The organism is Bacillus sp. EA-CB0995 (assembly GCF_055814245.1).
The window spans coordinates 2,403,833-2,417,819 of the sequence record NZ_CP169269.1 but is presented as its reverse complement, the minus strand read 5'-3'; the positions used below and the strand labels follow the sequence as shown (position 1 = coordinate 2,417,819).

General features: G+C 36.3%; 13 protein-coding genes and 3 pseudogenes. 1 reads left to right on the top strand and 15 read right to left on the bottom strand.

Features of this window, described 5'->3' with window-relative positions:
- Positions 1-61: 61 nt before the first annotated feature.
- The 11 genes and pseudogenes from ACEWFJ_RS12585 to ACEWFJ_RS12535 all read right to left on the bottom strand — a co-directional run bounded on the left by ACEWFJ_RS12585 (position 62) and on the right by ACEWFJ_RS12535 (position 9,799).
- Positions 62-1,257: pseudogene (locus ACEWFJ_RS12585) on the bottom strand (NAD(P)/FAD-dependent oxidoreductase).
- Positions 1,258-1,300: 43 nt separating this feature from the next.
- Entirely contained in the window at positions 1,301-2,083 is a 783-nt protein-coding gene (locus ACEWFJ_RS12580) for a sulfite exporter TauE/SafE family protein (RefSeq protein ID WP_473688771.1), read from the bottom strand.
- Between the two features lie 282 nt (positions 2,084-2,365).
- Entirely contained in the window at positions 2,366-2,590 is a 225-nt protein-coding gene (locus ACEWFJ_RS12575) for a hypothetical protein (protein WP_473688769.1), read from the bottom strand.
- Positions 2,591-2,694: 104 nt separating this feature from the next.
- Complete coding sequence (locus ACEWFJ_RS12570; protein WP_473688767.1) at positions 2,695-3,282, bottom strand: cysteine dioxygenase family protein; 588 nt, start codon at positions 3,280-3,282, stop codon at positions 2,695-2,697.
- Positions 3,283-4,042: 760 nt separating this feature from the next.
- Complete coding sequence (locus tag ACEWFJ_RS12565) at positions 4,043-4,384, bottom strand: thioredoxin family protein (protein ID WP_098308661.1); 342 nt, start codon at positions 4,382-4,384, stop codon at positions 4,043-4,045.
- Positions 4,385-4,398: 14 nt separating this feature from the next.
- A pseudogene (trxB, locus tag ACEWFJ_RS12560) lies at positions 4,399-5,366 on the bottom strand (thioredoxin-disulfide reductase).
- Between the two features lie 395 nt (positions 5,367-5,761).
- Positions 5,762-6,024 (bottom strand): annotated as a pseudogene (locus ACEWFJ_RS12555) (YfcC family protein); the annotation flags it as partial.
- On the bottom strand, positions 6,018-6,272 hold the full coding sequence (locus ACEWFJ_RS12550) for a TSUP family transporter (protein ID WP_473688765.1): 255 nt from the start codon (positions 6,270-6,272) through the stop codon (positions 6,018-6,020). The pseudogene ACEWFJ_RS12555 and the gene ACEWFJ_RS12550, both read right to left, overlap by 7 nt.
- 804 nt (positions 6,273-7,076) lie before the next feature.
- The gene (locus tag ACEWFJ_RS12545) at positions 7,077-7,271 is read right to left on the bottom strand and encodes a hypothetical protein (protein ID WP_473688763.1); all 195 of its coding nucleotides are present in this window, start codon (positions 7,269-7,271) and stop codon (positions 7,077-7,079) included.
- A 2-nt stretch (positions 7,272-7,273) separates the two neighbouring features.
- The gene (locus ACEWFJ_RS12540; protein ID WP_473688761.1) at positions 7,274-7,858 is read right to left on the bottom strand and encodes a hypothetical protein; all 585 of its coding nucleotides are present in this window, start codon (positions 7,856-7,858) and stop codon (positions 7,274-7,276) included.
- Between the two features lie 234 nt (positions 7,859-8,092).
- Positions 8,093-9,799, bottom strand: a complete 1,707-nt coding sequence (locus tag ACEWFJ_RS12535) for an IS200/IS605 family accessory protein TnpB-related protein (RefSeq protein ID WP_473688759.1) — start codon at positions 9,797-9,799, stop codon at positions 8,093-8,095.
- A gap of 292 nt (positions 9,800-10,091) precedes the next feature.
- Between ACEWFJ_RS12535 and ACEWFJ_RS12530 the strand changes: the two genes are divergently transcribed.
- Positions 10,092-10,919 (top strand): peptidoglycan-N-acetylglucosamine deacetylase, encoded by an 828-nt coding sequence (locus tag ACEWFJ_RS12530; protein WP_473688757.1) that lies wholly within the window; start codon positions 10,092-10,094, stop codon positions 10,917-10,919.
- Positions 10,920-11,123: 204 nt separating this feature from the next.
- Here the strand turns inward: ACEWFJ_RS12530 and ACEWFJ_RS12525 are convergent, their stop codons facing one another.
- The 4 genes from ACEWFJ_RS12525 to ACEWFJ_RS12510 form a co-directional block, all read right to left on the bottom strand.
- Complete coding sequence (locus ACEWFJ_RS12525) at positions 11,124-11,726, bottom strand: sigma factor-like helix-turn-helix DNA-binding protein (protein WP_473688755.1); 603 nt, start codon at positions 11,724-11,726, stop codon at positions 11,124-11,126.
- A gap of 29 nt (positions 11,727-11,755) precedes the next feature.
- Entirely contained in the window at positions 11,756-12,025 is a 270-nt protein-coding gene (locus ACEWFJ_RS12520; RefSeq protein WP_473688753.1) for a sigma factor, read from the bottom strand.
- Between the two features lie 27 nt (positions 12,026-12,052).
- Positions 12,053-13,240: an NAD(P)/FAD-dependent oxidoreductase gene (locus ACEWFJ_RS12515; protein ID WP_473688751.1), complete on the bottom strand. Its 1,188-nt coding sequence runs from the start codon at positions 13,238-13,240 to the stop codon at positions 12,053-12,055.
- Positions 13,241-13,384: 144 nt separating this feature from the next.
- On the bottom strand, positions 13,385-13,861 hold the full coding sequence (locus ACEWFJ_RS12510) for a YbaK/EbsC family protein (RefSeq protein WP_473688749.1): 477 nt from the start codon (positions 13,859-13,861) through the stop codon (positions 13,385-13,387).
- Between the last annotated feature and the right edge of the window lie 126 nt (positions 13,862-13,987).

The following is a 13,987-nucleotide window of genomic DNA, read 5'->3' as shown; positions in this document are numbered from 1 at the left end:
ATCCTCCTTTTAAGTGCTAGCTTACTTTGATTTTGTTTTGTTATGACCATCAGAAACATGATCACATCATACCTTTAAGCATCCCCTCCAATACATAATGGGAAGGAAGTTTCTCTTCAACACATACATACTGAACCTCTCGCGTGACTGATTAATAGGGAAGGTTTCTTGCGGCTGTAAATCATAATTGAATTCAGCCAGTATAAGCCGTCCATATCCGGTAACAAGCGGACAAGATGTATAGCCGTCATATTTATGAACCATTGGTTTGGCACGCATCCGATGAAGTAAATTTTGCACAAGCACGGGCGCTTGTTTACGAATCGCAGCCCCGTTTTCGACGTAGGCAGGTTGGTGCAGTCCCCAATGCCAAATACATTGTCAAAGCATTGATGTTGCAGCGTATATTGGTCTACATTCAACCAACCATTACTTGCCGCAAGCGGGCTGTTCTTGATAAAATCAGGGGCGCTCATCGGTGGTACCACATGAATCATGTCATATTGCATATTTACAAGCTCTTTTGTGTTCAAATTTTCGAATGTCGCTCGTTTTTTTCATCATCAATTTCAATGAGATGGTGCATAAACCATGTCTCGATTTCTTTTCGTTCAATTATTTTGTTTAATGCTTGTTCATATTTTTTCACATTGAATATGGATGGGTTGCCTGAAACAAAAATAACTGAAGATTGTGGGCGCACTCCTGATTTTCTGAAATAATCTTCCGCCAAATACATGATTTTTTGAGGGGCTCCACCACATTTCACCGGAGTGTTCGGATTGGTAAAGATAGAAGTTCCCCCTTTGAAGGTGCGAATTGCTTCCCATGTGCTATCAACATAATCATAGGAATAATTACTACATACCCCATTCTTTCCAATACTTTCTTTTAACCCTTTGATTTTATGCCAGTCAATTTGAATCCCAGCCGCAACAACTAAATACTCATAGTGCAGTTTCTTTCCAGATGCTGTTATAACAGCATTTTCATCTGGCTGAAATGTGGTAACCGCATCCTGCACCCACACCGCTCCGCTCGGAATAACGGACGCTTCCTCCTTTGCGTGACAGTTTTATCAACTTCGCCAGCTCCGACAAGCGTCCATAACGGCTGATAATAATGTTTCGTCGCCGGATCAATGATAGCAATGTTTCCACTCAGGAGGCGTGATTCACGCAGAAAACGGGCTGCAACCGTAATTCCGGCACTCCCACCGCCCACAATCAAAATCTTGTAATGTGTCTTATTCTTCACATTTTCTATTCGAATCACCTCATCTCAATTTTAGTAAAACAGCTCATAAATCTAAGACTTCGGCATTAATAATCAGCATGTAGATGGCGACCAACATAACCACACCGGAAAATACATAATGGAGTATGCGCTGCTGTTTACTTAAGCGCACCGCCAGCCAGGCACCCACCAGCCCGCCGCCAACTCCACCTCCAACAAACGCGAACATAATCCACCAGTTTACAAGCCCGGATAAGCTGTAGCTTACGGCTGTTGTAAGTCCAAATGTACCGACCGACACCAGGGAAGATCCAATTGCAGAAATCATCGGCATTTTCGCTGCAAAGATCAAACCGGGAACAATCAAAAATCCACCGCCAATCCCGAAAAAACCGGATAACAGTCCCACCAGAATAGCCATGATGATCAGCTGTGGCATTTTTACTTGATTTTTAAGATCGTCTGCTTGACTCCTCGTTTTCTTTGGCATAGCCATTTTTACAGCCATAACAATCATCAGAATGGCAAAAAGAAACAACAACTGTTTACCAGGTATCAGCTTTCCGATAGTTGATCCCGCATAGGCACCAAGAGCACCAGAGACGGCAAAAACAATCGCCTCTTTCCACTGCACGTGGCCGGCCCGTGCATGTGGAATAAGATTTACATAGGCATTTATGGCAACGGCTGACGCTGTCGTGCCAATTACCACATGAGGATCATTTATACCAACAACGTAAAGCAAAAGAGGAACAGCAAGAATTGATCCACCTCCGCCGAGCAAACCAAGTACGAATCCGACAATAGTTCCTGACACAATGGAGAGGAGCACTTGAATTGTTGTCATTCTTTTCTGAGACTCTCACCAACAAAGCAGAGTAGTTGACGATTCATCTCCTCCCTCCTTTCTCTGTTTACTCATCATTTATATAAAGCAAAAACCGTGCCAACTAAATTCCCCTGTAAAACCGCTTGATTTGCACACTGCACTCTTTGTAAATTCCCAATTTTGCTATCATTCATATTAAAAAAGCCTTTATCATCAAGCTTAAAGCCTTCCTAGAACTAGGAACTATTTTTGCATCTGTGATAAAGTGAAACTTCCATCAGTGGGGTTTTTTATCCCCCATCAATCTCCCTCGCTTCTCCCTGAATCTTGAGGTGGGGGTCTTACTGCCCGCAAATAGCGGGATAACTCCTCTGGAATCGGCTTTCCGATCAGATCTTGATAGTAACCAATTTCACTAATCCTTATTCCATGCTCATCCAGTAATGTCACATCCAAGCCTAATACTTCTGCTAAATCCTTGGCGCATGAGTCAACGAACTTCTGGATATGGGTTGAACTCGCCATTTTCCACTCCTGTTTCGTAGCAAAAATTCTTTCAAGGTATTATTTATATTACAAGAGAAGTTATTTAAAGAGATTAATTTCCATTTATTAAATACTTTATAGACTTAGATTGGCTTAGGAGTATACCCTACATAGTGATCGCGGGCTGAAAAAATGCCTTCTTTTTGTAAAGATTCAAATACCCGAAACTTGCGGAGTTGTTTTCCATAAACATGGATGGTTATCGCCGTTTGATCGCCCTCAGTTTCAAGGATGTGACAATCCGCTGGGGGCAGGAGTTTTCCAGTCATTTGCTGATTTACAATCAATGTATCAGTTTGTTTAAGTTTTACTAAATTTTCTGAAACCTCCTCCACTCGAAGATAGTTCGTCACCTTGATCTGTCCAGTCACAACCCCTTCGACTCCCCACGTGCCATCGTGATCATGGAGTGAAGTTTTCTGCCCCGGTTTCCAGACAAATGCCATGATCTCAAAACGATTCTGCGGATCGCAGTATAGGGAATAGCGGGCATAACCTTCCGAGCTGGGCTTGCGCTTTTCTGGAGGGAGCCAGGATGTGGTACGAAGCAGCTCACCGAGTAAATGTTCTGCCTCTTCCACCCGCACGGCATCGCTCTCAGTTCTCTCGATTACCCATGTCATATCTCGAATAAAATCGATCAGTGTATATTCCTTCGTTTGATTTGTCATGATACATGGTCCTCCTATGATGGATAATTTCTTTAATGTTTTTACTTTCATATAACTATTTATCAAAAAACATGCCACCGATAAAAAAACACAGGAATGCTCACTATATTCCACTCTTTTACCTGATATTATTGAAATCTTGAGATAAATCTTTTCCATAACCACTATCGATACCTTGGTTAATTCTTTAATATGAGAAATCTTTATCTCAGGTTTAAAAAACAATTCCGCTAATATCAAGAAAGAAAAATGACATTATGCAAGGGTCTCTATTACAATATGGATTCAATTCTTTACATGACTGATAGATAAGTTCAAAAAGTTGGTCCAGATCAGTTACTTTAGTAGAGCTATCTTTATTGCCACAGCCATTATGATAATGGAAAAGAGGAAAAAATTGTTTGCTTGTGTAGAAGTTTTCCAATATTAGAAGCAAAAAAGTTATATCATTCTTCTCTACTAAATGTACAAAGGATAGGGGTGATTCTATCCCTAAAGGCTGTATAGTGCCTATGCAAAAAACTAGTTGATAGAATTGGTGATTTTGAATATATTGCCAATAAATATTGAGTGACTACTCAATATTTATTGGCTTCAGATTAATGCGGGTGATACAGATTGTTGTAACCATGATTATCGTTAAATATAAATGTCAAAGTAGAGCGGCTCTATTTGAGTTTCAGTTTTAGATGTGTTTGGAAGCAGTGCCGAAATCTTTTTAGATAGGCGTCCTCCCAATTAAATACTAGTAAATGATTATCTATACTAATTTTCCACTTGCCTCTACGATTTGATTGAAAAACTGTTCAACCTCTTCCTGGCTTTTTCCGAGTTTACTTACAAAGCGATTAAGTTCCTTCCCTTCTTGAAAAGCAATAAAGCTTGGGATTCCGTACACATCTAGCTTCTCTAATAGTTCCGGAAAATGATCTCGATTTACTGCGATCATATCTATTTTTTCTTTATACGCTTCTTCCACAATTGGCATGAATAAATCGGTATGCTGACAGTCTGGGCACCATTCAACATAAAATTTAGCAACAACTGGTTTTGCTGATAAAATCGCCTCATCAAACTCTTGTCTTGTTTTGATCTCTTTCATAATTACATTCCTCCCTATATTTTGTTTTCAATGTTATACTGATTGTCTTCACTACTTGATCGCTCTCTTGCATCAAGATATCTTTCGCAATCCAGAGCAGCCATACAGCCACTTCCTGCAGCAGTAATTGCTTGGCGGTATTTATGATCTTGAATATCCCCGCATGCAAATACACCGGGAATATTTGTTTCTGTTGTACCAGGATTCACGATGATATATCCCATATCGTCCGTTTTGATTTGATTGCCTAAAAAAGACGTGTTCGGTTTATGCCCAATTGCTATGAAAATACCATCAGATTCCAGAATTTCATTTTTTCCGGTTTCGCTGTTTTTTACTTTCAAGCCAGTAACGTGTCGTTCTCCTGCAATAACTTCTTCAGGAATGTAATTTAAACTCCAAGTAATTTTCGGATTATTTTTGGCGCGATCTTGCATAATTTTGGAAGCACGAAGCTCTTTTCTGCGATGAACAACACGAACCTCCGAAGCAAACTTCGTTAAAAAATTTGCTTCTTCCATAGCTGAATCTCCGCCGCCTACAACGATAATTTTCTTTCCCTAAAGAAAAATCCATCACACGTTGCACAGGTGCTTACCCCACGCCCAATATTTTCCCTTTCTCCTGGAATATCCAAAAGTTTCGCAGAAGCACCCGTTGCAATGATCAAAGATTGCGTTTTGAGCTCCCCTATCCCTTCCACCGTTAAGGTAAAAGGGTTATTTGAAAAGTCGACTTTTCTAACCCACCCCCTTTTAAACTTTGCTCCAAAACATTCAGCTTGCTTACGCATGTTCTGCATCAACTCTCGCCCCATAATCCCTTCAGGAAAACCAGGGAAATTCTCAACATCTGTCGTCAAAGTTAATTGCCCCCCTGGTTCAGGCCCTTCAATGACTAAAGGACTTATGTTAGCACGTGCTAGATAGATTGCTGCGGTCAACCCAGCAGGGCCAGTCCCTAGAATAACGGTTTTATACATCACTTACCTCCTCGTTATACTAATCTCTTATTCATGAATATTTATTAGCAATTTCCATGCCGATTTTTAATATTCTGTAAAATTACTATTTTCACAACCGTTATATAGGTTAATCAGTCCCATTTCCTATCACGATTGAGAAAAATCTTTTCAAGATTAAGAAAAACATCTTAAGACAATTTCATCAAAATTTGAATTTAAGTTATTTGAAATTCCCTTCCAAAACATGTATCATTTCATTTTTTCTTAAACAGCGACCACCAATGTTAAACAGCAATGGTTTGATTGATTGGCTCCGCATGTAATGAGTTATTCTATCTATTTTGTTTGTGTATCGGTAACAAGAATTCCATTTTGGTGCTTTATTTCCTTTAATTAAGGACTTACTGCCTGTCCTATATTAAAGGGCCGTAGCATATAAAATGAGCAATTATGACTGCTAATAAACCGATTAAGTATTGAATGAAAATCAAAGGGAGAATCCATTTCGCTCACTTTATCCAAGGCATTCCTGCAATTGCCAATCCGGCCATCAGTGTACCACCTGTCGGAAAAATTATATTTCCAAGACCATCCGCAAATGAAAAGGATAATACTACTGTTTGGCGTGTAATGGCACTAAATCTGCAAGCAGTGCCATAATAGGCGCACTCATGACACCGGGTACGGCAAAAATGATTGCCACTTTCCACTGCACATTGTGCCAGCTCGTACGTGTGGAATAAGATTTGCATAGGCATTTATGGCAACAGCTGACACTGTCGTGCCAATTACCACATGCGGATCTTTCGTGCCAACAACGTAAAGCAAAAGAGGAACAACAAGAATTGATTCACCTCCGCCGAGCAAACCAAGTACGAATCCGACAATGATTCCTGAAACAATAGAGAGGAACACTTGAATCATTATTATTCTTTCCTGAGACTCTCACCACCAAAGGAGAGTAGTCGGTGATTTATTTCCTTCCTCCTTTCTCTGTTTACTCATCATTTATATAAAGCAAAAACCATGCCAACTAATTTCTCCTGTAAAACCGCTTGGTTTGCACACTTCATTATTTGGAAATTCCTAATTTTGCTATCGTTCATATTGAAAAAGCCCTTATCATCAAGCTTAAGGTCTTCCTAGGACTAGGAACTATTTTTGCATCTATGATAAACACATCAAGCTATTTCTATAAGGTGATTCTCTAACATATTAGTTAACAAGAATTTTTCTTAGATTTCATATAACTGAACATTGTTAATGCGCTACCTCTAATAGGTGTAGCGCCATTATTTCGCAGATTTTGTACGCAAATGCTCCCCCTTGTTACATAAAGAACCTGTAGTATGAGTACCAAAGACAGACGTTTATAGTACTTTATATGTTTCTACCAAAATAGAATGAAATATAGTTAAAAGGTACAATTTATATTTTAGTATGAGTAAAAAGAGAGGATGTTCGTCTCTATATTGAGCGAACAATCCTCTCTTCATGAAAAAGTAATTAACGTACGAAATTCGAACAATTGAACCTCTCCCCTCCGATACATTAATTCATTTCCGCTTTTCAACATCTCCTATATTTAGGCCGTCGTTAATAGTATGATATTTTTTCAAAATCACTAAATTCTTATTTATAAACATTTTTCAGGATCAATTTCAATAAACTCCCATTGTCCTTGAGTATTCTTTTTATATTGTGCTGTCAAAATATCTGTATGATTTGTTAGCTGAAAAAAACAAATCGATATTTATTCCCATCAGTTCCAATGACATCAATTTGTTTCGCATAACCTTCTTGCTTTGTCGGAAGTCTTTCTTTCACAAGTTTACACCAGTTCCCGTATTCAGCGTCAACAACCGCTTCAGCATTATGTTGCCAAAGATGATAAGCTGCGCATAAAAAGTCTTCACCGTACAATGTTATATCAGCAATTTTGTAAGAATTTTTTCCTTTTCAATATAAATATAACCATAATAATAAGCAAAATATGTTACCCCTTTAGCTGAACCTTCAATTGTTTCAATTTCAATAAAATAACGTTTTTTATTCGGATAGTTTTTATCTTTATGTAAGCTTGCTAGTTTTATCAAATTAATATGTCCGATTCCTTCGAATGAACGAAAATATCTGTTATAAGAAATTCTTTCTTGATATTTACTTGTAAAAAAATTATAAGCAATTGGATACGGTATTTTTGACATTCCAACAGTTCCGCACCCTCCACTTTTATCTTTTGTAAGATTTTCAGCTTCTCGTAAAACACTGAAATAATTAATAATTGTATTTTCTGGTGAATTCATAAACAACGGAGAAAGAACGATTTGATTATATTTTTTGTCAAAGAAAGAATCAAAAAATTGATAGTCAAACCGATTGTTAAGAACAGCAAAACATGATGGACGAAAGTATTTTTCGATATTTTCATCACTTTGCATTCTTTCATCACTTTGCTCGTTTCCTTCTCTACATTTTTGTTTTTGAAGGATCCCCCATAACCATTGCACATTTATTTGAGTTTTGGTCTTTTACAAATCGTCGAAAAAAGGAAATTTATTACCCTTTATATTTAATAACTTCATAATCCCCCTCCATTCCAACCTTTTGTAGATTCTAAAAAATAATATATGATTTTACTATCCCATTATTGAACTACCCTCACCTAAAATCCTAACGAATTTTTGAGGAAGGGATTCCCAAAAGGGACAACTAAGACAAAATGCTTAGTAGACCATACCCATTCAACAAGGTATGGTTTTTCTGCTTCCAAACTTAGACAAACCTTTTACTTCCAAGTCTGTAAGAGCCCCTGGAGGAAAAAGTTCGTTCACAGAACGAATCTTGTTATGGTTCGAAAGCTCCATCTGATAGAATGTGTGAACACGCAAATCAGACAGGATGCCAGACAGCCACTTCCATTGCGCCCAATGATGCAGACCTACCATCTTCTCCGGTAATAGTGAATGCAAAATTGGTGGAAGTTTTTCTTTAAATCCCATTGCTCTTCTAGCAATGACATAAGAAGCTGTTTGGTGAATGCTGATACCAAAACGTTTCATATATTTGATTTTACCAATTTGAGAAGTGTATGCTGGATTTACCTCAAATACTGCTACACCCATCTTCTCAGCACGGCTTTTAATAGCTAAAATCATCTTTTTATAAGCAAACATGCTCATCATCATATTTGCTTTTTTGTTGCCATAAGGATTCTTAACCTTTGCTTTTGTTGTGTTTAATTTTTCTACAACAATCGGTTTGTTTGCTTTTACAGCAATATCAACTAATGCAATAGCCTCTGCCTCAATAATTTTAGTAATTTGTTCTGATGTTTTACCTAAAATATCAAAGGATAATACACCCGTTTTTATGAGTTGTCCTTGTTTATTGATGTTTGCCCAAGCAAAGTGGTCAAAATTACAGTCTACTCCAATGACACCATCGGATTTGCTGAAGTTTTTATTTTGTTTCTCTTCAATATCTATTAAACATTTAAAAATGTAGTAATCCCCGTGATCTTCAATTGCCCAACTGATTGGTTTTCCTGCATTCTTTTTATCTTTACAATTCCATTGGTTTTGGACAGCTGCATTCACTTGTTCTTGTCCATACGGAAATGTAAGGTTCGGAATCTCAACTGCAACACCGTTTGGTGTTGTAAAGTGTAAAAATTGTGATTCTGTATTGTATGTAAATACAAAGTTTCCTGATTTCGCGTCTTTTCGACCTGAAATCAACATTTGACTGTAACGAGCCTGTTCAAAATCCTGAACCCAAAGTGTATGATTTTGAACATAAGTATCTACAGTATGTTGTGCTTTGAATCGTTTTTTACTCCCAAACACAACAGAAGAAACATTGTTTTTTAAACTATGAAGTAGTTTTTGTAGTCTATCCAACCGAAATTCAAGGCTACCTAAACGAGAACGAAGTGTTTGAATACGTACATTTAAATATTCATGCTCAAATTGATAGGCATGATAGTAAATATCCGTTCTCTTTTTAAATTGCACAACAAAATATCGTCCCATTTGTTGTTCTTTGGACGTTTTATTGAACTTTGGCTTCCCTTTGATAAAAGATGTTTTCATTTTATTCAGCACTGTCAAATCTGACTTGGTTTTCTTAATCTTCTTTTTTACAGCTTTAATCTGTTCATTTTTATTTTCAATATACAATTTCTTCAATTCTGTCTGAGAAGAAAACAGCGCATTTGCCTCCTGCACAGCACTATTTGCATAATAGTCATTCAGACTAAATCGCGATTTTACAGTAATTTGCATACTATCAGAACGTCTGGAGGTACCAGAACGTTTTTCTAACACTTGCGTTTGAAAAGTGAAATGCTTCGCACGATTAAATACGAAAAGAGCATGTCCAATCGCTTCAACATACTTCGGATTCAGTGCATTCTTGTAGATACGAATGGAAAAATATGCTTTTTTCATTGGACACGCTCCTTTCTTGTTTTGTATACACAAAGTATATCAAAAAGGAACATACGTTTCTATTTATATACTTAAAAAAACAAAAAAAAAGCGATTCATCCCCCACCTATCTGCTTCGCGCTTGAGGTGGGGGTCTTCTCGCCAGATATGATAAAAACCAAAAAAATCTCACATACAATCCATAAATCCCTTTCATGTATGTAAACATATTTTTTTACAACACTATACATAAAATTACTAATATAATAGAATGGAATGGAATGGAATTATAGAAATAGAAAGAAGGACATGTATGCGTAGCAAACCATCTCTTGTAACCTTATTTAAAAGAGCTTTTATTATGTGCGTAGGAATTTCGTGCATATATGGAGTATCCGGAGGAGCAAAATACATTGTAAATGCGAGTACAGAAGATTCCTCACAATCAGTTCAGCTAGTAAGTGAAATACAAACTTCACTGGCTCCAAAGCAAGCACCCGAACAATATAATGGTCAAGTTAGAAAAGTTGCTTATATTACTTTTGACGATGGACCAGGAAAGTACACAGCTCAATTATTGGATATACTAAAACAAAACGATGCGAAAGCTACTTTTTTCCTGGTTGGTTCCAATGTTAAAGCATATCCCGATTTAGTAAAACGTGAAATATCAGAAGGACACTATGTTGGGATGCACAGTATGTCTCATGACTATAATAAATTGTACAAACAAGGCGGTTACGTAAATGAAATGAAAGAGGATCAAGCATTAATTGCCAATATTATTGGATATGCACCAAAATTAACACGTCCACCATACGGTTCAATGCCAGGTCTTACTGAAGCCGAACGAAATCAAGTCGTTGAAAATGATTTGCGAGTATGGGACTGGACAATTGATTCTTTAGATTGGAAATATAATAAAATACCAGTGGATGCGGCTTCTGCTCAAATTGTACAACATGTACTTGATGGTGCAAAATCAAACAATGAAATCATTCTTTTACACGATATTCATCCGCAATCCATTTCTGCTGTACCTGCTATTATTAAAGGGTTAAAGGAAAAAGGTTATGAGCTTGATAGTTATAATGAAAATGAACATTTCCCATTAAATTTTTGGCACGATAAACGAATTTAACATAGTAAAAGGCTTACATTCTATTATAAAGAATGTAAGCCTTTTATATTTTCATAATAAAGTGAAACTTTCATCAATAGAGGACTTATTGCTCTTTAATACGGATAAAATTATATTTTTCATACAGTATGTGAAATTAAATCATATCCAGTTCGCAAAGCAAATGAACCATCATTAACAATTCCTAGTAATATAATTCCTTTCTTAACTAGCTGAATGCGTATCAATATGCAAATGTCTTAACTTATCAGGATTTAAAATAATATAAATGGATTTAATTTTATTTCTTTCAAATTCAAAACTCAGTACTGCCTGTATTCCTATATGATTTCTTATTACAATTCCACTCCAACCATTTACTTCTGTTTGCATCATAGAGTAGTCTTCTTGATTCGTAAGAAATTTAGTTGCTAAAGAAATAAGAAGTTGTTTTACACGCACTGCACCGTATATAGGTTTTACTGCAGCTTTTACTTTTCCGCCGCCATCTGCATAGTAAGCAACATCTTCCCGAAGAACTTCCATAACTTGATTTGTATTTCCCTGCTGAATAGCATTTATAAAACATGTGATAACTTGTTCATGATTTACCTTTACATTTTCAACCTCAATGTGCTTTTCAAGTTCTGGAAGCATTTTTTTCATTCTACTTAAAATCTTACGGCAATTCACTTCCTTTTTTTGTACAATTTCAGCAATTGTTTCATAGTCATATTCCAAAATTTCACGGAGTATAAAGATTGCTCTTTCAATTGGATTCAATTGTTCAAATAATACAAGCAAAGCGTATGAAATATCATTTTTCATCATTATTTCTTGTAATGGATCTGTTTCTATTACAGCGATTGGTTCCGGTAGCCATGTCCCAACATACAGCTCTCTTTTTTCTTAGAAGATTTCAATAAGTCTAAACAGCGGTTCGTAACCAATTTACACAGAAACGCTTTTACATTTGATGTGTGCTTCATTTCATATTCATTCAGCTTTATAAATACATCTTGAATAATGTCTTCTGCATCAGCAATACTACCCGTCATTTTATAAGCAAGTGAGAAAAGAAGAGGTTTATACTCAATATATAGTTGGCTTAATTCAGCATTTTCCATAGAAAAAAATCCCCGCTTTCTATTCCATTATGCATAATTAAGTAAACTCGCCTGATCCCATGTTCGTTCTCGAATACGAGCACCAATCTTTCCTGATAAAACAAAATCAAGTCCCCATTTTTGAGCCCATACAAAGCCATTATTAGGTCCGAGACTAATACAATATAATTTGACCGGATACGCTTTGTGTGTAATAGAATTAGATATTCCGTATATCTCATTCTTTAAAATTTCACTTAATCTCATTGCCTGAGGAATCGCTTCTTTACATGTCATTCCATCCACTTGATTCGTCTTCTTATCAACAATTCTCGCACAGTCTCCAATCGCATATATATGTGAATGCCCTTTTATACAGTACGTATCAGTAACTAATATTTGATTCTCATTTGACAAAGGAAGGTGAAATGTTTGGATAATAGGATTCACTTTAACACCTGGTGTCCAAATACATTCTCCCGCTGTATATGTTGTTCCATTTGTACAAAGTAATTTACCATTTTCAAATTGTTTCACTCTCTTTTTAGACACAAATTTTATCCCGATTTTTTTGAGTTCATAAACTAATCTCTCACTTACCTTTACTGGTACCCCTTGTAATAAATGTTCTTTTGAATCAAACAAGATGACCTCTACCTCAGCTGGATTAAGCCCGGCTTTTTGAACTTCTTCTTTAAACCAAACACATATTTCTGCAGAAGTCTCAATACCTGTAATCCCTCCGCCAACAATAGCGATTCGTAATAATTCCCGTCTTACTTCTCTATTTTCTTCACCTTTAGCTAATTGAATTAAAGAAAGTAGTTTTTGTCTTACTTCTAAAGCACTCTTCACACTTCTTAATGTTGTCCCGCCTAGCGTATTAGGAATTTCCTGGATAACACTTCCTAGAGCTAAAACGAGATAGTCATATTGCATTGTTCTTATTTGTTCATTTTCTATTTTTATAGCAATCTCTTTCTCAAAGTGATTACATGCTATCGCTTCTCCTTTTATATATTCCATTCCATCTGTACAATACCTTTTTAGTGGAACTTTTAAGTCTGCATCTTCAACAATTGATTTAAACAACAAAACTTTTCGGAAATGAAACGAATTTTTATCCACTAAAGTAATTTTCACTTCTTTTCCTAGAGAAGAACCTAATTCTTTTTTTAATCCGTTTAACAAATTAATACCAGCAAAGCCTCCACCTAAAATAACAATATGTTTCATTTTAATTCCCCCTTTACCCTTAAAACGATTTGACCTCCTGACTTGTGACATATTAAAAAGGGAAATTAAGAAAAAAACTACCTGTTCCTCCAGTGAATTTAGAAACAGGTAGTTTTTTTAAAAATATGCATTTCATTTTAATGGTCACTTTATACAAATTACTTGACCCTTTGTCATTTGTACTAGTTCATCAGGTGTTAAACGAAATATTGCTTTCGGGTGCCCTGCAGCAACCCAAATCACATCATACTGTAAAAAATCTTCATCAATGAATGTCATAATAGGCTCTGTATGTCCTAACGGCGGAACACCTCCGATTACAAATCCAGTATGTTTACGTACAAAATCAGCATCAGCTTTTCCTAATGTATCATCTAGCTGTTTCGTAATTTGCTTTTCATTAATTCGATTTATTCCACTCGCAACAACTAACAGTGGTTTATCGATTGTTTTGAGCCTAAAAATAATCGATTTACCAATTTGCGCAACTTTACAGCCAATTGCTTCTGCCGCTTCTTGAGCAGTTCTTGCACTTTCTGGTAATTCTATTACTTGATTTGCATATCCTAGCTCTAACAATTTATTTTGTACCCGTTGTGCACTTTCTTTCAAATCTTTCATGCATTTCATTCCCTTCAACTTTCTAAAATATTTACTATCTATTCTTTTTAAAAAGCAAAGACTCCTCTTATTATGCAGCATCAATTTTACCTATTCCATAAAACATAAAAAAGCATCCCCTCCATA

Coding starts and splice junctions, on each gene's coding strand:
- ACEWFJ_RS12580 (WP_473688771.1), bottom strand. CDS start 2,083: ATGACAACAATTCAAGTGCTCCTCTCCATTGTGTCAGGAACTATTGTC.
- ACEWFJ_RS12575 (WP_473688769.1), bottom strand. CDS start 2,590: ATGGCGAGTTCAACCCATATCCAGAAGTTCGTTGACTCATGCGCCAAG.
- ACEWFJ_RS12570 (WP_473688767.1), bottom strand. CDS start 3,282: ATGACAAATCAAACGAAGGAATATACACTGATCGATTTTATTCGAGAT.
- ACEWFJ_RS12565 (WP_098308661.1), bottom strand. CDS start 4,384: ATGAAAGAGATCAAAACAAGACAAGAGTTTGATGAGGCGATTTTATCA.
- ACEWFJ_RS12550 (WP_473688765.1), bottom strand. CDS start 6,272: ATGATTCAAGTGTTCCTCTCTATTGTTTCAGGAATCATTGTCGGATTC.
- ACEWFJ_RS12535 (WP_473688759.1), bottom strand. CDS start 9,799: ATGAAAAAAGCATATTTTTCCATTCGTATCTACAAGAATGCACTGAAT.
- ACEWFJ_RS12530 (WP_473688757.1), top strand. CDS start 10,092: ATGCGTAGCAAACCATCTCTTGTAACCTTATTTAAAAGAGCTTTTATT.
- ACEWFJ_RS12525 (WP_473688755.1), bottom strand. CDS start 11,726: ATGAAAAATGATATTTCATACGCTTTGCTTGTATTATTTGAACAATTG.
- ACEWFJ_RS12520 (WP_473688753.1), bottom strand. CDS start 12,025: ATGGAAAATGCTGAATTAAGCCAACTATATATTGAGTATAAACCTCTT.
- ACEWFJ_RS12515 (WP_473688751.1), bottom strand. CDS start 13,240: ATGAAACATATTGTTATTTTAGGTGGAGGCTTTGCTGGTATTAATTTG.
- ACEWFJ_RS12510 (WP_473688749.1), bottom strand. CDS start 13,861: ATGAAAGATTTGAAAGAAAGTGCACAACGGGTACAAAATAAATTGTTA.